Annotated in this window: 17 protein-coding genes; 5 read left to right on the top strand and 12 right to left on the bottom strand. The window is 72.2% G+C overall.

Annotation, left to right across the window (positions count from 1 at the left end):
• Nucleotides 1-29: 29 nt before the first annotated feature.
• Nucleotides 30-800 (top strand): SDR family oxidoreductase, encoded by a 771-nt coding sequence (locus Q4V64_RS51300; RefSeq protein ID WP_124445139.1) that lies wholly within the window; start codon nt 30-32, stop codon nt 798-800.
• A gap of 43 nt (nt 801-843) precedes the next feature.
• Here Q4V64_RS51300 and Q4V64_RS51295 read toward each other — a convergent pair whose 3' ends face one another.
• From Q4V64_RS51295 to Q4V64_RS51280, 4 genes are all read right to left on the bottom strand, one after another.
• The gene (locus Q4V64_RS51295) at nt 844-1692 is read right to left on the bottom strand and encodes an SDR family NAD(P)-dependent oxidoreductase (protein WP_124445138.1); all 849 of its coding nucleotides are present in this window, start codon (nt 1690-1692) and stop codon (nt 844-846) included.
• A gap of 14 nt (nt 1693-1706) precedes the next feature.
• Nucleotides 1707-2741, bottom strand: coding sequence for a phosphotransferase family protein (locus tag Q4V64_RS51290; protein ID WP_124445137.1), 1035 nt, complete (start codon nt 2739-2741; stop codon nt 1707-1709).
• Entirely contained in the window at nt 2738-4066 is a 1329-nt protein-coding gene (locus Q4V64_RS51285) for an acyl-CoA dehydrogenase family protein (RefSeq protein WP_124445136.1), read from the bottom strand. Before Q4V64_RS51285 ends, Q4V64_RS51290 begins: the two co-directional genes overlap by 4 nt.
• 98 nt (nt 4067-4164) lie before the next feature.
• Nucleotides 4165-4803, bottom strand: a complete 639-nt coding sequence (locus tag Q4V64_RS51280) for a TetR/AcrR family transcriptional regulator (RefSeq protein ID WP_172629568.1) — start codon at nt 4801-4803, stop codon at nt 4165-4167.
• 43 nt (nt 4804-4846) lie between these two features.
• Between Q4V64_RS51280 and Q4V64_RS51275 the strand changes: the two genes are divergently transcribed.
• From Q4V64_RS51275 to Q4V64_RS51260, 4 genes are all read left to right on the top strand, one after another.
• Nucleotides 4847-5662, top strand: coding sequence for a glucose 1-dehydrogenase (locus Q4V64_RS51275; protein ID WP_253267468.1), 816 nt, complete (start codon nt 4847-4849; stop codon nt 5660-5662).
• A gap of 63 nt (nt 5663-5725) precedes the next feature.
• The gene (locus Q4V64_RS51270; protein ID WP_253267467.1) at nt 5726-7675 is read left to right on the top strand and encodes a PKD domain-containing protein; all 1950 of its coding nucleotides are present in this window, start codon (nt 5726-5728) and stop codon (nt 7673-7675) included.
• Nucleotides 7672-8262: a nuclear transport factor 2 family protein gene (locus Q4V64_RS51265; RefSeq protein ID WP_124445132.1), complete on the top strand. Its 591-nt coding sequence runs from the start codon at nt 7672-7674 to the stop codon at nt 8260-8262. Before Q4V64_RS51270 ends, Q4V64_RS51265 begins: the two co-directional genes overlap by 4 nt.
• Nucleotides 8247-9176: a TIGR03564 family F420-dependent LLM class oxidoreductase gene (locus Q4V64_RS51260; RefSeq protein WP_124445131.1), complete on the top strand. Its 930-nt coding sequence runs from the start codon at nt 8247-8249 to the stop codon at nt 9174-9176. The genes Q4V64_RS51265 and Q4V64_RS51260 overlap by 16 nt, the downstream gene beginning before the upstream one ends.
• Before the next feature lie 73 nt (nt 9177-9249).
• Here the strand turns inward: Q4V64_RS51260 and Q4V64_RS51255 are convergent, their stop codons facing one another.
• Genes Q4V64_RS51255 through Q4V64_RS51220 form a run of 8 tightly spaced genes read right to left on the bottom strand, consistent with a single transcriptional unit; the run spans nt 9250 to nt 17926 of the window.
• Entirely contained in the window at nt 9250-10281 is a 1032-nt protein-coding gene (locus Q4V64_RS51255) for a dihydrodipicolinate reductase (protein ID WP_124445130.1), read from the bottom strand.
• On the bottom strand, nt 10278-11396 hold the full coding sequence (locus Q4V64_RS51250; RefSeq protein WP_253267466.1) for a CoA transferase: 1119 nt from the start codon (nt 11394-11396) through the stop codon (nt 10278-10280). The genes Q4V64_RS51255 and Q4V64_RS51250 overlap by 4 nt, the downstream gene beginning before the upstream one ends.
• A complete protein-coding gene (locus tag Q4V64_RS51245; RefSeq protein WP_124445129.1) occupies nt 11393-12349 on the bottom strand; it encodes a TIGR03564 family F420-dependent LLM class oxidoreductase in 957 nt (318 codons plus the stop codon). Before Q4V64_RS51245 ends, Q4V64_RS51250 begins: the two co-directional genes overlap by 4 nt.
• 13 nt (nt 12350-12362) lie before the next feature.
• Nucleotides 12363-12764, bottom strand: a complete 402-nt coding sequence (locus Q4V64_RS51240; RefSeq protein WP_124445128.1) for a cobalamin B12-binding domain-containing protein — start codon at nt 12762-12764, stop codon at nt 12363-12365.
• Complete coding sequence (locus Q4V64_RS51235; RefSeq protein WP_124445127.1) at nt 12764-14350, bottom strand: methylmalonyl-CoA mutase family protein; 1587 nt, start codon at nt 14348-14350, stop codon at nt 12764-12766. The genes Q4V64_RS51240 and Q4V64_RS51235 overlap by 1 nt, the downstream gene beginning before the upstream one ends.
• Complete coding sequence (locus Q4V64_RS51230; protein ID WP_124445126.1) at nt 14347-15810, bottom strand: FadD3 family acyl-CoA ligase; 1464 nt, start codon at nt 15808-15810, stop codon at nt 14347-14349. Before Q4V64_RS51230 ends, Q4V64_RS51235 begins: the two co-directional genes overlap by 4 nt.
• Nucleotides 15807-16988, bottom strand: a complete 1182-nt coding sequence (locus Q4V64_RS51225; protein WP_124445125.1) for an amidohydrolase family protein — start codon at nt 16986-16988, stop codon at nt 15807-15809. Before Q4V64_RS51225 ends, Q4V64_RS51230 begins: the two co-directional genes overlap by 4 nt.
• Before the next feature lie 29 nt (nt 16989-17017).
• Nucleotides 17018-17926: an NAD(P)-dependent oxidoreductase gene (locus tag Q4V64_RS51220; RefSeq protein ID WP_216377718.1), complete on the bottom strand. Its 909-nt coding sequence runs from the start codon at nt 17924-17926 to the stop codon at nt 17018-17020.
• Between the last annotated feature and the right edge of the window lie 219 nt (nt 17927-18145).

Below are 18145 nucleotides of genomic sequence, written 5' to 3'. Positions count from 1 at the left end.
GATCTCGACTTGCAAGGAGGAGGAAGAGTGTGCTGATACAGGGAAGTTCGGCACTGGTGGTCGGCGGTACGGGCGGCCTCGGCGAGGCGACGGTGCGCCGGCTGCACGCCGCCGGTGCCCGGGTCGTCGTGGCGGACGTGGCCGACAACAAGGGCAAGGCCCTCGAGGGCGAGCTGGACGGCGTGCGCTATGTCCGTACCGACGCGGCCGACGAGGAGTCGGTGCGGGCGGCCGTCGACGAGGCGGCAGGTGCGGGGGCGTTCCGGATCTGCGTGGACTGCCATGGCGGTCCGGCCGGCGGCGGCCGGCTGGTCGGCAAGGACGGCACGCCGCTGCCGCTGGACGCCTTCCGGACGACGATCGAGCACTATCTGACCGCCGTGTTCAATGTGATGCGGCTCGCCGCCGCCGCCATGGCCCGCACCGAGCCGTACGGGGAGGACGAAGGGCGGGGCGTCGTGGTGACGACGTCGTCGATCGCCGCCTACGAAGGCCAGATCGGGCAGCTCCCCTACGCCGCGGCGAAGGGCGGGGTGGCCGCGATGACCCTGGTCGCGGCGCGCGATCTGGCGCCGGCCGGCATCCGTGTGGTGTCGGTCGCCCCCGGCACGGTCCTCACGCCCGCCTACGGCAAGGCGGCCGACCAGCTCTCCGCGTACTGGGGCCCGCAGGTACCGCATCCGCGCCGGATGGGGCGTCCCGAGGAGTTCGCGGCCCTGGTGCAGCACCTGTGCGAGAACGACTACCTCAACGGCGAGGTCGTCCGGTTGGACGGCGCGTTGAGGTTCCCGCCGAAGTAGCAACGAGCCCACCCCGGCGGCCGTCGCCCTACCTGAGCGCGGGTCAGGCGGATCCCGCCGGGTGCACCCCCGGTGGGACCCCCTCCCCCGCCGCGATGTCGGCCAGCAGGCCCTCGACGCGGGTCCGGGCGCGGCGGGCGACGCCGGCGCCCGGGGCGGTGTGCACCCGGCCCGCCGCCACCGCGGCCAGCGCCGCCTCCGCGACTTCGCGCCGAGTGAGGATGCCGTCCCGACCGGCCGCCGCACCGCGCATCGAGGCGGCGCCCGGCGGGAGCCGGATCGCGCCGAGGGCGGCCGAGTTCTCGCCGAGCGGCGTGTCCACCAGCCCGGGACACAGGACGGTCGCGCCGAGCGCCGGCGACACCTGCTTCAGTTCCGCGTCGAGGGTCTCGGTCAGGCCGACGACCGCGTGCATGGTGCCGGCGTAGGGCGTGCGGCCGGGCAGCGGGGTGAGGCCTCCTGCGGAGGCGGTGTTGAGGAAGTGCCCGGTGCCCTGCGCGATGAGCAGCGGCGTGAACGCGCGCACACCGTGGACGACGCCGCGCAGCTTGACGCCGATCATCCGCTCCCAGGTGCGGTCGTCCTGTTCCCACATCGGCGCGGCCGGGCACACGACCCCGGCGTTGTTGCACACCAGGTCCACCCGTCCGTACGCGGCGACGGCGTGGTCGGCGAGGCGGCGGACCGACGCCGCGTCGCTGACGTCGGTGACGGCGGCGGTGACCTCGGCACCGGCCGCGCGCAGCGACTCCTGCGCCTCCACGAGCCCGTCCTCGCGGATGTCCGCGATGACCAGCCGGACCCCACGGGCCGCGAGCGCCTCGGCGAGGCCGTAGCCGATGCCGCTCGCGCCGCCGGTGATGACCGCGACCTGTCCCTTGTCGATACGCAATCCAACCCCTCCGCTCAGTCCCGGGCCATCTCCACGCGCGCCTTCGCCCACAGCCACTGCGCATAGCCGTGCATCGCCTCGCCCGTCTCCCGGTCCCGGCGGCCCTCCACGGCGGCGTACCAGCTGCCCTCCAGCAGCGCGGCCAGCCGGAAGCAGGCCAGCACCTCGAACCAGCGGAAGGCGGAGATGTCACGGCCGGTGGACTCGGCGTAGTACGCGATGAGTTCGGCGCGCGACGGCATGCCGTCCCAGGGCTTCAGGTACGGCTCGCCGCCGGGCGGGTCGCCGTCCTCGCGCCAGGCGGTGAGGATCCAGGCGAGGTCGAGCAGCGGGTCGCCGAGGGAGGCCATCTCCCAGTCGATGATCGCGGCCAGGCGCGGGGCGTCGTGGGACAGCATCACGTTGGCGAACTGCAGGTCGCCGTGGACGATGCCGGTGCGGCCCTGCTTCGGGGTGTGGGCCGACAGCCATGCGGCCACCGCGTCGACGTGCGGGGACTCGGTCTCCCGGTAGGCGGCGCTGCCGCGGTAGCCGTGCAGCATGCGCAGGTAGCGCGCCGGCTGGCGCTCCACCCAGCCCTCGGGGCGGCCGAGTTCGCCCGCCCCGACCGCGTACGGGTCTACCGTGGCGAGCTTCGCCGCCCCGTCCACCAGGGCGAACGCGGCGCGGCGGCGCCAGTCGGGGTCCTCGGCGTAGCGGCCGGGAAAGCGGCCCTGTGGGGTGAAGCCGTCGATCTTCTCCAGGATGGAGAAGGGCCCGCCGAGCGGGGAGTCGTCGTCGCCGCTGTGGGCGTATTGGCGCGGATGCGGTACGTCGGTGCCCGCGAGGGCCGCGAGCGCGCCGCTCTCGCGGCGGAAGGCGTCGGCGGCGCGCTCCTTGAGGTGGCGGCCGGGCATGCGCAGCACGAGTTCGGTGCCGTCGGCGCGACGCAGCAGGGAGAGGATGTTCTGCCCGCCGCCCGTGAGCGGAGACAGCTCGGCCACCGGTCCGTCACCGGGGAGGCCGGCGAGGCCCGGCCAGTCGTTGAGGAGTGCCAGGGTGTCGGTCACCGGGTCGTCGCCTCCTCCGACCGGACCAGGTCCGCGTACTTCTCGCGGGCGGCGGCGAGCCGGGCCGGCAGGTGTGCGGAGCCGAACAGCCGGTCGTCGGGGGGCTCCACGTCCTTCAGCAGCAGCCGGGCGACGACGTCCTTGTGCGCCTCCGTGGGGCCGTCCGCGACGCCGAGCACGGGGCCGGCCTGCCACATGCGGGTCAGCGGCAGCTCGTTGGAGACGCCGAGCGCGCCGTGCAGGTGCATGGCGCGGTAGGCGATGTCGACGAGGATCGTGGGCGTGGCGGCCTTCACCCCGGAGATGTGCAGCCGGGCCGCGCGCGCGTCCTCCTTGGCGCCGGTACGGGCGGCGTTGTCGGCGTGCCAGGCGGCGTGCAGCACCTGGAGGCGGAACTGCTCCAACTGGATCCAGCTGTCCGCGAGCGCGTGCCGTACCGCCTGCTGATCGGCGAGCGGGCGGCCGCGGGTGCGCCGGCCGGCGATGCGCTCGGCCATCATCTCCAGCGCCCGCCGGCACTGCCCGACCGTCCGCATCGCGTGGTGCAGGCGGCCGCCACCGAGGCGGGTCTGGGCGATGGCGAAGCCGGTACCCGGCTCGCCGAGGAGGTTCTCGGCGGGCACCCGGCAGCCGGTGAAGCGCAGATAGGCGTGCGCACCCTCGCCGAGCGGCTCACCGGCGAGGCCGGTGGCGCGCACCATCTCCATGCCGGGGGTGCCGGCCGGGATGATGAACATCGAGGAGCCCTGGTGCACCGGGACGTCCGGATCGGTGATCAGCATGGCGATGACGAAGGCGGCGTGCGGGTAGTTGGAGGCGAACCACTTCTCGCCGTCGATCACCCAGTCGTCGCCGTCGCGGACCGCCCGGCAGGTGAAGCCACCGGGGTCGGCGCCGCCGGTCGGCTCGGTCATGGCGAAGGTGGAGACGATGTGGCCGTCCAGCAGCGGCTGCAGGTACTCCTTGCGCTGCTCCTCGGTGCCGTAGTGGGCGAGGATCTCGGCGTTGCCGGAGTCGGGGGCCTGGGTGCCGAAGACCATCGGGGCCCAGCCGGAGCGGCCCAGGATCTCGTTGAGCAGGGCGAGTTGAAGCTGCCCCATGCCCATGCCGCCGAGTTCGGGCGGCAGATGCGCGGCCCACAGCCCCTGGTCGCGCACCCGCTGCTGGAGCGGGCGGACGCCTTCGGTGTAGACGCGGCTGGTGCGGTCGTAGGGGTCCGCGTTGCCCGGGAAGAGCACGTCCAGCGGCTCGACTTCGTCGCGTACGAAGGCGTCGGCCCAGTCGAGGCGGGCCTGGAAGGCGGCGTCGGTGCTGAAGTCCCACATGGGGCGTCCCTTTCGGAGACGACAGAACGATATTCGCACGCTAGCAGAACGGCATTCTCGCGTCCAGGAATCGCTGTTGGCGTGGGCTGCCGCGCGACTCAGGCCCGGACGCCCGCCACCAGGAACCGCATCAACTGCTCGACATCCGCCTCATCCGGCGTCCGGCCGGCCAGCAGCCAGTGCTGCAACGCCGCGACCGCCGCGCCTGCGACCGTCCGCCCGGCACGCTCCGGGTCCGTGGCCCCCAACTCGCGGGCGGGGGCCGTAAACAGCGTCCCCAGGTCGTCAACCAGCACGACCATCACATGCTCCGCGTCCGGCGCCGGCGCCACCCCCGCCGACAGCACGGTGCGGATGCGCGCGGCCAGGCCGGGGTCGGCCGCCTGCCACACCACTGCCGCGACACCGGTGCGCAGCCGCTCCTCGGGGGCGGCGTCGGCGGCACGCTGCAAGCGCTGGCGGACCCGGGCGGCGAGTTCTCTGGCGCCCCGCTCGACGATCGCCTCGACCAGGGCGTCCTTGCCGTCGAAGTACCGGTAGAAGGCGTCATTGGACAGGCCCGCGGAGGCCACGATGTCGGCCACGCGAGGCGGGCGCCGACCGCCCTCGGCCATCAACCGAAACCCGGCGTCGAGCAGGGCGTCCACCTCGGCGCGGGCTCCCTCCTCGGCGGCCGCCATCCGGCGGCGCACGGCACGCTCGGCGAGCGTGGGTGGATTGGGGTCGGTCGGAGTCACAACTTCCACCTCCTGCGCAAGAGTTTCATTCTCGATTTGGAGAATGCTAATCTCGCATGAACTGCCGGACCTGTCGATCGGGGCAACGCACATGGGATACGCGGACGGCCTGTTCGACCTCAGCGGGCGCGTGGTGCTGGTCACCGGCGGCAGCCGCGGACTCGGCAGGGAGATGGCCTTGGGCGCGGCTCGCTGCGGTGCGGACGTCGTCATCGCCTCGCGGACGTCCGAGGCGTGCGCCGCCACCGCCCGCGAGATCGAGAAGGAGACCGGCCGCGCCGCCCTGCCGTATGCCGTGCACGTGGGCCGCTGGGAGCAGATGCCGGGGCTGCTGGACGCGGTGCACGAGCGCTTCGGCCGGCTGGACGTGCTGGTCAACAACGCCGGGATGTCACCGGTGTACGAGGATCTGGGCGAGGTGACGGAGAAGATGTTCGACGCCGTCGTCGCCCTCAACCTCAAAGGGCCATTCCGGCTGTCGGTGCTGGCCGGACAGCGGATGGCCGAGGCGGGCGGCGGGTCGATCGTCAACGTCAGCTCCACCGGCTCCATACGCCCCCGCGCGCCGATCGTGCCGTACGCGGCGGCGAAGGCAGGGCTCAACGCGATGACCGAGGGCCTGGCGCACGCGTTCGGTCCGACGGTCCGCGTCAACACCTTGATGTGCGGCCCGTTCGCCACTTGGGCCACCCGGCACTGGCAGGACGACCCCGAGGCGCTGGCGGCCGGCGTAAGCGGGCACGCGCTGCGGCGCATCGGCGATCCGCGCGAGGTCGTCGGGGCCGCCCTGTACCTGATGTCCGACGCCGCCTCGTACACCACCGGCGCGACCCTGCGGGTCGACGGCGGCATGCCCTGAGACGGAGGACTTGTGATGGGTCGATGGTCACGACGGCGGTTCGTCGGGACGGCGGTGGGCGCCGTGGGTGCCTCTGCCGGCACGCTTCTGGGAGCGCCGGCCGCCGCGGCCGGAGGCTGGAGCGACCCGGACTACGACCGGCCGGTCATCGACCGGGACGAGGACCGCACCTCCCCGGTGCGGCACCGGCGGGTGTCCGGACATTTCGAGGGCACCAGCGCACGCTTCAGCATCTACCTGCCGCCGCGCGACCGCTGGCGGGGCCGCTTCTTCCAGCTCGTGTATCCGCTGCAGGACGAGCACGCCACCGACCGCACCATCGCGTTCGGCGCGGACAGCGGCGCGTACACCGTGCAGACCAACGGCGGCGTCGGTTACCGGGTCGACGCGTCTGCGGCGGAGTTCGCGCGCACCGTGGCGGCCTCGCACTACGACTGGCGGGGACGGATCCACGGTTACATCTACGGGGCGAGCGGAGGCTCGTACCAGACCATCGGCGCGATGGAGAAGACCACCGGGATTTGGGACGGCGCGGTGCCGATCGTCATCGGGGTGCCGACCTCCATCCCGAACACCTTCACCGCCCGCGCCCTGGCCCGCTTCGTGCTGCGGGACAAGGCGGCGCGGATCGCCGACGCCGTGCGGCCGGGTGGCAGCGGTGATCCGTACGAGGGACTCGACGGCCTGGAGCGTGCGGTGCTGCGCGAGGTGACGCTCATGGGCCTGCCGTTGCGCGCCTGGGAGGACTACCCGTACGCCCTCGGCCTGTCCGACCCGCAGGGGCTGCTCGGGCTCGGGAGCACCGTGCGAGCCATGGACCCGTCGTACGCGGACGACTTCTGGAGCCTGCCGGGCTACCTCGGCACTGACCCGGCGGAGCTCGGCGAGCGCTTCCGCGCGGCGCGAGTGGACCGGTCGGCCACCGTGACGCGGGTCGACCGCGACGAGGCCGGTGAGCCGAAGGCCCTCGTCCTCGATGGCGTGCCGCCCGGTACGAATGCCACGGGGCTGGACTTCACCGCCTATGGGGCAGGGCCGCTGACGGGCAGCCTCGATCCCGCCTCCGGGAGCCTGACACTCGGCGAGGACAACGCGGACGAGGTGCTCAAGTCCCTGAAGCCGGGCAGCCGGATACGCGTCGACAACCGCTGGTTCCTGGCGCTGCATTCCTACCACCGGCATCAGATCCCGGCGCGTGCCGGCTATACCGCCTGGAACCAATACCAGGATGCGGACGGTAAGCCACTGCACCCTCAGCGATCGATCGAGGTCGGGCCGGCCGTGTCCGAGAGCACCAGCGGCGGCGGCACCCACACCGGGCGGCCGAACGGCAAGCTCATCATTGTCGACAACCTCCTCGACGCGGACGCCTTCCCCTGGCACGCGGACTGGTACGCCACGCGGGCGCGAGAGGCCCTGGGCGAGCGGTACGACGACACGGTGCGGGTCTGGTACAACGACCACGCCGACCATCAGATGGACTTCGCCGGCGGCAAGCAGGCGGCCCGACTCGTCGACTACATGGGCATCGTGCAACAGGCGCTGCGCGACGTGAGCGCATGGGCGGAGCGGGGTGTGGCGCCCGCCAGGTCGACTCGGTATGCCGTGTCCGGCGGGCAGGTCGCGGTCGCCGGCGAAGCCGGGGTCCGGCGCGGCATCCAGCCGGTGGTCGACCTCACTGTCGCGGGCGGCGACCGGATCGAAGTGCCGGCAGGACGTACGGTCGGCTTCCGGGCGCGCATCGTGGTGCCGCCTGGGGCGGGGCGCATCGTAGCCGTGGAGTGGGACTTCACCGGTAACGGCGATTTCACCGCCCACCCCGTCGGGCCCGCCCGCCCGGTCGCCGAGGTCCGGGCCACGCACACCTATCGGGAGCCCGGGACGTACTTCCCCGTGCTGCGGGCCACCGCACAGCGTGCGGGCGATAGCAGCACGGAGTCCGGGAGGGTGCAGAACCTGGGCCGCGTGCGGGTGGTCGTCCGCGCAGGCGCCGCCGGGAGGGCGGACGCATGACAACCCCCGAGCACGAAGCGCTGCGCCGGGACGTCCGGTATCTCAAGGACCGCACCGAGATCCTCGACTGCATTGCCCGCCACGCCCGCGGCTGCGACCGCCACGACGCGGACCTCGTCACGGGCACATACCATGCGGACGGCACCGACGAGCACGGTTCGACGATCAACTCAGGACCCGGATATGCCGGTTGGGCCAACGCGGTCCACGCCGCCACCTCCCGCGTCCACACCCACAACATCACCACCCACTCCTGCGACATCGACGGCGACACCGCGCACTGCGAGAGCTACGTGATCGTCATCCTCCTCGGCACCGACGACCGCACGGCGCAGTTCATCAGCGGCCGCTATCTCGACCGGCTGGAGCGTCGCGACGGCCATTGGCGGATCGCGGTGCGCCGCTCGACGGTCGAGGTGATGTTCACCGCCGATGCTTCGGTCCTGCGGTCGACGACCTTCCGCGACCAGGGATATCTCAAGGGAACTCGCGACTTGGACGACCTTTCGTACGCCCGGCCCCTGCTGCCGGACGCACCCGCACCCGCCCGCTGGAACACAGGAGGTGGCACATGCGCATCGGCCTGACCGGCGGCGCGGCGACGCCGGACAAGCTGGTCCGGCAGGCGCAGCGCGCCGAGGCGGACGGCTTCACCTCGCTCTGGTACGCCTCGACCGTGCTGGGCGATCCACTGACACCCATGGCACGCGCCGGCCGCGCGACGTCGACGATCGAGCTGGGCACGGCGGTGCTGCAGACCTACCCGTGCCATCCGCTGCTGCAGGCCAACCGGGCCGCCTCCGCCGCCGCCACGATGGGCCGCCCCGGCCTCACCCTCGGCATCGGGCCGTCGCACGAGGCCCTGATCCGCGGCGTGTACGGCCTGTCGTACGACCGCCCCGGCCAGAGCACTGAGGAATACGTCCGCATCCTCACCGCCCTGCTGCACGGCGAGGAGGTCGACTTCGCGGGCGAGGAGTGGACGACGCGGAGCGCGGGCGGCCGGATGACGGCCACCGGCCAACCACCCGTGCCCGTCCTTCTGTCGGCCCTTTCTCCCCGCATGCTGCGCGTCGCCGGCCAGTACGCCGACGGCACCGTGCTGTGGATGGCGCCCGCGCGGGCGGTCGGAGAACACATCGCGCCGCGCCTGACCGCCGCCGCCGAGGCGGCAGGGCGCCCGGCCCCGCGGATCGTCGCGGGGCTGCCGGTGGTGGTGCACGACGACACGGCCGAGGCGCGGGCGGCGGTCGCGGCGACCTCAGGAACGTACGCGGGCATGCCCAGCTACCAGCGCATCCTGGACATCGGCGGCGCCGATTCTCCCGCGGACGCGGCGATCGTGGGCAATGAGGAATCGGTGGGCAAGCAACTGAAGTCGCTGCTGGACGCGGGCGCGACGGACATCTGGGCGGCGATCGTCCCGGCGGGGCCGGATCCGGCGGCATCGGTGCGCCGCACCCGCGACCTGTTGCGGGGGGCCGCGGCGAGTCCTCACTGACTTCCCGTCGTTCTGGTCGGGCCGGGCGCAGCCCAGGCGGACGAACCCACAGCAGCGGCCGAACCCGCGGCCACTAGGACTCCCGCAGGGCGCTGACCAGATGCGGGAGATCAAGCGTCGAATGGATGCCCGGCGGGGCGGCGACCACTGCCGGGATCGCGTTGACCGCACGATTGGCGGTGTATCCCGGGGAGATGTCGGCCATCCGCTCCAGTGGGATGGGGAAGCGCAGGTCGATGTCGAGTGGGGCGTCGCCGTCCACCGCGATGTGCCAGCCGGTGGGGCGCAGCTCCCAGGCGGGGTTCAGGTCCGAGGTGCAATACCAGGTGGCGGTGAAGCTCAGCACCGGGCGGCCGGCGTGCATGGCGGCCACGGTGGTGCGCTGTGCGGCGACGCCGCCGGCCTCGATGACGCCCGCGGCGATGCGAGTGTCTGTGCGCGCGGTCGCCACGTCGCCAGTGGCCTCCACCGCATCGAGACGGAGCCCGAGCGCGTCGCCCAGCAGCCGCAGCGACGGGCCGAAGCTCGCCCGCATATGGGCCAGCCGGCGGGGGTCGGGTCCCTCGGCGGCGCGGCCGAACCCCATGTGGTCGAAGAGCATCTCCGGTGAGGGGCGCTGCGACAGATCGGCGTACTCCGAGATGGCCAGGCGGTCGAGGCGGCGCTGGATCGAGGCGAGCGTCAGCGGCAGCGCCTCGGTGATGAAGCCGGGGCTGCTGCCGGTCGCGTGGACGGCGGTGCCGCCCCGGGTGCACGCCGCCGCGATGCGGGCACGTACGTCCGGGTCCATGCTCGGCGGGTGGTGGAGGGCGCCGCAGGTGGTGACGACGTCGGCGCCCGATTCGAGGAGGGTGCACAGCTCGTCGACGTCGAGGACGCGGGGCATGTGCAGGATGCAGTCGGCGCCCAGGGCGAGGATCTGCTTGGGGTCCGTGGTCGCGTGGATGCCGGTCGGGGGCAGGCCGCAGAGGGCGCCCGCGTCCGCGCCGGCCTTGTCCTCGCCCGTGACATGGACGCCGGCCAGGTCCAGCTGCGGGTGTTCGATGACGGCGCGCAGGGCTCGGGCGCCAATGGTGCCGGTGGCCCACTGGACGACGCGGATCATGTGGCCTCCTCGTGTTCGCCGAGACGTGGCGGGTCTGCGTACGACGGCGTGTGGCCGGCTACCCGGATCGGGCTCCCGATCAGGCGGAATCGGCCGGCCTGGACGATCACGGAGGGGTCCGCGGCCAAGGCCTCCGGCAGGGTGCGTACCGCCGCGGCGGCGACCCCGAGCGGACGGAGTCTGGCTTCCCAGCCGAGTGCGGTGTCCGCCGACAGCGCCTTGGTGACGGCGGCCACCACCTCCTCGCGGCGGGCCGAGCGCTCGGCCATGGTCGCGAAGGCCGGTTGGTCCACGTCGGCCTCGGTGGCGAAGGCGCGCCAGAAGGTGTCGTGGGTGATGAACAGCGCCAGGTGGCCGTCGGCCGTGGGGAAGAGCTGTGCCGGTACGTAATACGAGTGCGCGCCGCCCGCCCGGCGCTGCGGGGCCGTGCCCTCGTTGAGCCAGGCGGAGGCGCGGTAGTTGAGCTGGGAGAGCATGACGTCCCGCAAGGTCACCTCGACCTGGCCGCCGCGTCCGGAGTGCACCTGCGCGAGGAGGCCGAGAGCGGCGGTCAGGCCCGCGGAGTTGTCGGCGGCCGAGTAGCCGGGGAGTTGGGGCGGCCCGTCGGGGTCGCCGGTCAGGGCGGCGACCCCGGTGGCGGCCTGGATGGCGTAGTCGAAGGCGGGCTCGTCGGCGCCGTCGAGGCCGTAGCCGGTGACGGCCACGCAGACCAGGCGGTCGTTGACCGGGGCGAGGGCCTCGTAGGTGAGGCCGAGGCGGCGGACGGCGGAGGGTTTGAGGTTCACCAGCAGGGCGTGGGCGTCGCGGGCCATGTCGTGCAGGCGGGCCTGGCCGGCAGGGGTGGTCAGGTCGAGACGGACGGAGCGCTTGCCCCGGTTGAGGCTGGCGAAGTACGCGTCGGAGACCTGGCGGGAGAGGTCGCCGCCCGACGGTTCGACCTTGGTGACCTCGGCGCCGAGGTCGGCGAGGAGCATGGTCGCGTACGGGCCTGCGAGGATGTGGCCGACCTCCAGGACGCGCAGCCCGGCCAGTGGGCCGGTCCGGTCACGGGCGTCCGCAGCGCCGGAGGCCGAACCGCACCGCACCGGATCCCCGTCCCGGACCGGATCCCTCACCGGAACTCCCGCGCGATCGCCGCCACCGCGTCCCGTGTCCGCAGTTTGGACGCCACCAGCTGCTCCCGCCCCTCCCCGATCGGCAGCAGCCGCACCGACAGATCCGTCACACCGGCATCAGCGAAGCGCTTGAAGCGGGCCACGATCGCCTCCTCATCCCCCGCCGCGCACAGGTCGCCGACGTCGCGGGCATCCCCGTACTCCAACAGGCGCTGGTAGTTGGGCGATATCTCCGCCTCGCCCAGGATGCGGTTGGCCCGCTCGCGGGCCTCGTCGACGCGGGACGGCTCGCACAGGCACACCGGGATGCCGGCGACGATGCGCGGGGCCGGCCGCCCGGCCGCGGCAGCGGCCTTGGTGATACGTGGCGCGACGTGCTCGGCGACGGCCCGCTCGTCCGCCATCCACAGCACGGTGCCGTCGGCCCGCTCCCCCGCGATGCGCAGCATGACCGGACCTAGCGCGGCCACCAGGACGGGCAGCGGGGCGACGGGGGCGAGGCCCAGCGGATTGTGCACGGTGAAGCGCTCGTTGGTCACGTCCACCGAGCTCGCCCCGCTCACGCCCGTACCCAGGACCTCGAGGTAGTCGCGCAGATAGGCGGCGGGCTTCTCGTACGGCAGGCCCAGCATGTCGCGCACGATCCAGTGGTGCGAGGCGCCGACGCCCAGCGCGAGCCGGCCCTGGGCCGCGGCGTGCGCGGACAGCGCCTGCCGGGCGAGGGCGATCGGATGCTGGGCGTGTACGGGCACGACGGCCGTGCCGAGTTCGATGCGCGTGGTCACCGTGCCCATCAGGGCGATGGCGGTGAGCGCATCGAAGTCCGTGGGCACCTGCGGCACCCACACGGTGTCGAAGCCGGCCTCCTCGGCCCAGCGCGCGTCGTCGAGCATCCGGGCGGCCTTACGCGCGCTGTCGCCCCGCTCCGGGCCGGTCATCACTCCGATACGCATACGGTTTCGGTCCTCACGATCGGTCGGTGGCGGCGGTCAGCCGGCGGATGTCGGTCACGATCTCGTCCAGGGGGGTGCCGGTCGGAAACACGGCCGCCGCGCCCGCCTTGTGCAGGCGGCGGATGTCCGAGGCGGGAATCGAGCCGCCCACGACGACGGCGATGTCGCCGGCGCGGGCGGCGCGCAGTCCCTCGACGGTGCGGGTCGTCAGGGCGATGTGCGCGCCGGAGAGGATGCTCAGCCCGATGAGGGCGACGTCCTCCTGCACGGCGGTGGCGACGATGTCGGGCACCCGCTGCCGGATGCCGGTGAAGACGACCTCGAAGCCGGCGTCCCGCAGCGACCGCGCGACGATCTTCGCGCCACGGTCGTGGCCGTCGAGCCCGGGCTTGGCGATGAGTATGCGGGCGCCCATCAGAACACCACCGGCTGCCGGAACTCGCCCCACGCCGCCCGCAGCACGTCGGACATCTCCCCGACGGTGCAGTACGCGGCGGCGCAGTCCACCAGCGGCGGCATGAGGTTCACGTCCGGCATGTCAGCAGCCCGCCGCAGTGCTTCCAGCGTGCGCCGCACGCCGGCGGCGCTGCGCTCGGCCTTGACCCGGGCGAGCCGCTTCAGCTGGCGCTCGCGTCCTGCGGCGTCGAGTTCGTACGTGGCGATGTCGGGGGCCGGCTCGTCGGTGGTGAACCGGTTGACGCCGACCACCGGGCGGGCGCCGGACTCGATGTCCTGGTGCGTGCGATACGCCTCGTCGGCGATGAGGCCCTGCAGGTAGCCGTCCTCGATGGCGCGGACCATGCCGCCGTGGTGCTCCAGATCGTCCATGATCTCGATCACCTTCGCTTCGGTCGCGTCCGTGAGCGCCTCGACGAAGTACGAGCCACCGAGCGGATCGGCGACGGCGGCAACACCCGTCTCCTCGGCCAGGATCTGCTGGGTGCGCAGCGCGAGCGTCGCTGACTCCTCGCTGGGCAGCGCGAACGGCTCGTCCCAGGCCGCGGTGAACATCGACTGGACGCCGCCGAGCACGGAGGCCAGGGCCTCGTAGGCGACGCGCACGGTGTTGTTGCGGGCCTGCGGGGCGTACAGCGACGCGCCGCCGGCCACGCAGCCGAAGCGGAACATGCACGCCTTGTCGGTCGTCGCACCGAAGCGGTCGCGGACGATGCTCGCCCACCGCCTGCGCCCGGCCCGGTACTTGGCGATCTCCTCGAAGAAATCGCCGTGCGTATAGAAGAAGAAGGAGATCTGCGGGGCGAAGTCGTCGATGGTCATCCGCCCGCGTTCCAGGACCGTCTGGCAGTAGGTCACGCCGTCGGCCAGGGTGAACGCCATCTCCTGTACGGCGTTGGCCCCGGCGTCGCGGAAGTGGGCGCCGGCCACCGAGATGGCGTTGAAGCGGGGCACCTGGTCGGCGCAGAACTCGATGGTGTCGGCGATCAGCCGCAGCGACGGCTCCGGCGGCCAGATCCAGGTGCCGCGCGAGGCGTACTCCTTGAGAATGTCGTTCTGGATGGTGCCGGTGAGCTTTGCGCGCGGGATGCCGCGCTTTTCGGCGGCGGCCACGTACAGGGCGAGGAGGATCGCGGCGGTGCCGTTGATGGTGAAGCTGGTGCTGACCTCGTCGAGCGGGATCGCGTCGAAGAGGATCTCGGCGTCGGCGAGGGTGTCCACGGCCACGCCGACCCGGCCCACCTCGTCCCCGTACTCCGGGTCGTCGGAGTCGTAGCCGCACTGGGTGGGCAGGTCGAGGGCCACGGACAGGCCGGTCGAGCCCTGGTCCAGCAGGTAGCGGTAGCGGCGGTTGGACTCCTCCGCCGTGCCGAAGCCGGAGTACTGGCGGCGGGTCCACTTCCGGCCCCGGTAGCCGGTCGGGAAATTGCCGCGGGTGAAGGGGTACGCACCGGGCGCGGGCGGCTGCCGGGTGACGTCGTCCGCTGCGTAGACGGGCTTCAGCGGCAGGCCGGACGGGGTACGCACGTCGTCGGCATCGGTCATGACTGCGGTGCCACCTCCTCGGCGGCCAGCCGGTTCTTGAGCACCTTGCCGGTGGCCCCGAGCGGCAGCGCATCGCGGAACTCGACGTACCGGGGCACCTTGAACCCAGCCATCCGCTTCTTGCTCCAGGCGATCAGCTCGTCGGCGGTCACCTGCTGTCGTGCCACCACGAACGCCTTGCCGACCTGCCCCATCCGCTCGTCCGGCACCCCGATGATGGCGGCCTGCGCCACGGCCGGATGCTCGAGCAGGAAGCCCTCGATCTCCGCCGGGTAGGCGTTGAAGCCGCCGACGATGAACATGTCCTTCTTCCGGCCGACGATCTTCAGCCGGCCCTCCTCGTCCAGTTCCCCCAGGTCGCCGGTGTGCAGCCACCCGTCGCGATCGACGGCCTCGGCGGTGGCGGCGGGGTCGTCGAGGTAGCCCTGCATCACGGCGTAGCCGCGGACGAGGACCTCGCCGTCCTCGGCGATGCGCACTTCGAAGCCTTCGCAGGGGCGGCCGACGGTGGTGGCGACGGCCTCGTACGGGTCGCCGGGGCGGGACGCGGTCACGGTGCCGGCCTCGGTGAGGCCGTAGCCGGTCATCAGGTGCTGGAAGGGGAGTTCGGTGGTGATCCGGCGGACCAGTTCGACGGGGATGTCGGCGGAGCCGGTGACCGCGACGCGCAGCGACGACAGGTCCCGGCCCGGCGGGGCAGCGAGCAGCGCGTGGTAGAGCGTGGGCGGCCCCGGCAGTACGGTGACGCGCTCGCGCTCCACGAGGTCGAGCACCGTGCCGGGGTCGAAGACGGCGACCGGCAGCATGGTCGCGCCGCGCAGGAAGGAGGCGACCAGTCCGGCTTTGTAGCCGAAGATGTGGAAGTACGGGTTGACCATCAGGTAGCGGTCGCCGCGGCGCAGTTGGGCCAGGTCGCACCACTCGTCGTACAGGCGCAGCGTCTGGCCGTGGGTGGTCATGACGCCCTTGGGCCGGCCCGTGGTCCCGGAGGTGAAGATGATGTCGGCGAGGTCGTCCTCGCCGACATCCCGCTCCAGCGGACTGCCGGCAGCGAGGAAACCGGACCGCACGTCGACGACCGGCACACCGTCCGGTGCCGTGAACTCGCGGCCGAGGAAGCCGTCCTCGACAAGCACCGCCTTGGCCCCGCTGCGGCGCACGATGTCATGCGCCTCCGCGTCCTTGAACCGGGTGTTCACCGGGACCAGCACGCCTCCGGCAGCCAGCAGCCCGAAAGCCGCGACGATCCACTCGACGGAATTGGGCGCCCACAGCGCCACTCGGTCGCCCTTGCGGATGCCGAGCTCCGAGGCGTAGGCGCCGGCCGCCACCCTTATGCGATCGGCCAGCTCACGGAAGGTGAGACGCGCTCCCCCGTCGACGACCGCCTCCGCGTCACCGAACCGGTCGGCGGCGCTGAGCGCCAGCTCAGGGATGCTGCGCCACCTCGACCCGCTCACGGGGCCATCAGGCGGGCCAGGTTGCCGCCCATGACCTTGGCCTTGTCGGTGTCGTCGAGCTTGCCGAGAAAGTCGACGTACGTCACCGGGTCGGCGAGGCCCTCCGGGTGGGGGTAGTCGGAGCCGAAGAGGATCCGCTCGATGCCGATCAGGTCGCCGAGGGCGGCCATGTCCTCCTCCCAGAACGGGCTGATGTGGATGTGCCGCTTGAAGACGTCGACCGGATTCTCCTGGAACTCGTGCGGCATCTTCTTGTACACATCCGCGAGCCGGCCCAGCACCGGCTCCACCCACGCGGCTCCCTGCTCGATCACCGCGATCTTCAGCTCGGGGAAGCGGGAAAGCATGCCGTGGCAGATCATCGAGGACACCGCGTCCTCGATCGGCCGCCACTCGTTCACCTGCCGGAAGGCGTTCGGCTTGAACGGCAGGAACTCGCGGGTGCTGCCCTCCCAGTCGTTCGCGTAGTTGGCGTAGCCGCTGTCGGAGGAATGGAAGGTCACGAGGACGCCGGTCTCCTGCACCCGCTTCCAGAACGGGTCGAACTCGGGCAGGGCGAAGGAGCGGGTGACGCCGCCCACCCCTGGCACGGGCGCGGGTCGCACGAGGATCGCGCGGGCGCCGCGTTCCACCACCCAGTTCAGCTCGTCGATCGCCTTGTCCACGAACGGCAGCGTGATCACCGGCACCGTGAAGATGCGGTCCTTGTAGACGAAGCCCCAGGTCTCGTGCAGCCACTGGTTGAGGGCGTGGATGACCGCGTGGATGAGCTCCGGGTCGTCCTTCATCCGCTCCTCGATGAGGCTGGCGAGGGTCGGGAACATCAGCGAGCGCTGGATGCCGAGCTCGTCCAGCAGCTCGAGCCGCGGGCCCGGCTCGCGGAAGGCGGGGATGGCGCGCATCGGCTCGCCGAAGATCTCCCGGCGGGTCTTGCCGTCGGGGTTGCCGACCTTGAAGTACTCCTCCATAGCGCCGGGACGGGCGACGACGTCGAAGGTCGGGTTCGGGATGTACTCGCTGATCTGCCCCCGAATGGCGATCTTGGTGCGGCCGCGGACGTCGACGTACTCGATCGCCCCGTCGTACTCCTTCGGGAGGAACCTGGTCAGGGCCTCGCGGGTCTCGTAGAGGTGGTTGTCAGCGTCGAAGAGCGGAAAGGGCAGCGTGCGCGAGGGCATGAGATCCTCCTTTGCCGATTGAGAGAACATTATTCTCGCGACTGTGGCGAGGCAAGGCTGCGGCCGCCCCCGTTCCCGATGCCGCCGTGCGCCTCGATGAAGGGATAGACGCGCGTGAAGTCGGCGCCGGGCTCCGCGTCCGCGAACCGCCGCCACAACGCGCAGACCAGCGCGCCGACTTCGTCCGGGACGTCCAGCTCCGCAGCGGTCCGCAGGTACAGATCCACGTCCTTGGCCATCAGCGAGTTGGCGAACCCGGAGTCGTAGTGGCCGGTGAGCACGTGGCGGGGGAACTTGTCCTCGGTGGCGCCGCTGCGGCCGCTGGAGGCATTGACGACGTCCAGCAGCAGCTCCGGGTCGAGGCCGGCGGCGCGTCCGAACGCGACAGCTTCGCTGGCGGCGGCGAGCGCGGCGGCGGAAAGGAAGTTGTTGGCCAGCTTGAGCGCTTGCGCCATGCCCTGCCGGTCGCCGACCCTGCGGCGCCGGTCGCTGAGATCGGCGAGCACGGGCTCGACCGCGGCGCAGACGCCGTCCGGGGCGGCGTACATGACGGTGAGCGTCCGGGCGCGAGCCCCGGCCACGCCGCCGGATACGGGAGCGTCGGTGTAGCCGATCCCCTCCGCCGCGAGGACTTCCGCGATACGGCGGGCCGCGGCGACGCCGACGGTGGAGGTGTCCACGACGAATCCGGCACGGCGTCCCGCCGTCTGAGCGACCTCCCGTGCGACCTTCTCGCTGATCTGCCCGTCGGGGAGCGAGAACACCACCGTCCGTGCCCTGCGGGCCACCTCGGCGACGTCCTTGGCGAACGCGGCACCCGCCGGTAACCGCCCCGGGCCTGCCGCGTCGTGCGCGACGACGTGGTGGCCGCGCTGCACGAGGTTGACTGCGAGCGCACCGCCCATGTTGCCGAGCCCGATGAATCCGACCGTGGCCACGCTCAATCACCGCCCCTCGCGCCATCCGGCGCCGCCCGCCGCGCGGCATCCCGCGGCTCCGCGGGCCCATACGCCCCAGGCCATTTCAGTGGTGTAGGTGTCCTTGAGGGGGTCAGCTTGGTCCACGGAGCTCCTCCTGCCATGCGCATCTGCGATTCTCAGAAACCGAGAATATGATTCTCGCCATGGTGAATCAACAGTACGGTTCGCGCCGACCGC

This window comes from Streptomyces sp. NL15-2K, from assembly GCF_030551255.1.
In the GTDB taxonomy this organism is placed as follows: Bacteria; Actinomycetota; Actinomycetes; order Streptomycetales; family Streptomycetaceae; genus Streptomyces.
The sequence above is the reverse complement of the archived record's forward strand: the minus strand, read 5'-3'. Positions and strand labels throughout refer to the sequence as shown.

Excerpts from the sequence above, each read along its gene's own strand:
- Q4V64_RS51285 (WP_124445136.1), bottom strand. The coding sequence starts at position 4,066 with ATGTGGGACTTCAGCACCGACGCCGCCTTCCAGGCCCGCCTCGACTGG.
- Q4V64_RS51275 (WP_253267468.1), top strand. The coding sequence starts at position 4,847 with ATGCTAATCTCGCATGAACTGCCGGACCTGTCGATCGGGGCAACGCAC.
- Q4V64_RS51265 (WP_124445132.1), top strand. The coding sequence starts at position 7,672 with ATGACAACCCCCGAGCACGAAGCGCTGCGCCGGGACGTCCGGTATCTC.
- Q4V64_RS51260 (WP_124445131.1), top strand. The coding sequence starts at position 8,247 with ATGCGCATCGGCCTGACCGGCGGCGCGGCGACGCCGGACAAGCTGGTC.
- Q4V64_RS51255 (WP_124445130.1), bottom strand. The coding sequence starts at position 10,281 with ATGATCCGCGTCGTCCAGTGGGCCACCGGCACCATTGGCGCCCGAGCC.
- Q4V64_RS51245 (WP_124445129.1), bottom strand. The coding sequence starts at position 12,349 with ATGCGTATCGGAGTGATGACCGGCCCGGAGCGGGGCGACAGCGCGCGT.
- Q4V64_RS51240 (WP_124445128.1), bottom strand. The coding sequence starts at position 12,764 with ATGGGCGCCCGCATACTCATCGCCAAGCCCGGGCTCGACGGCCACGAC.
- Q4V64_RS51235 (WP_124445127.1), bottom strand. The coding sequence starts at position 14,350 with ATGACCGATGCCGACGACGTGCGTACCCCGTCCGGCCTGCCGCTGAAG.
- Q4V64_RS51225 (WP_124445125.1), bottom strand. The coding sequence starts at position 16,988 with ATGCCCTCGCGCACGCTGCCCTTTCCGCTCTTCGACGCTGACAACCAC.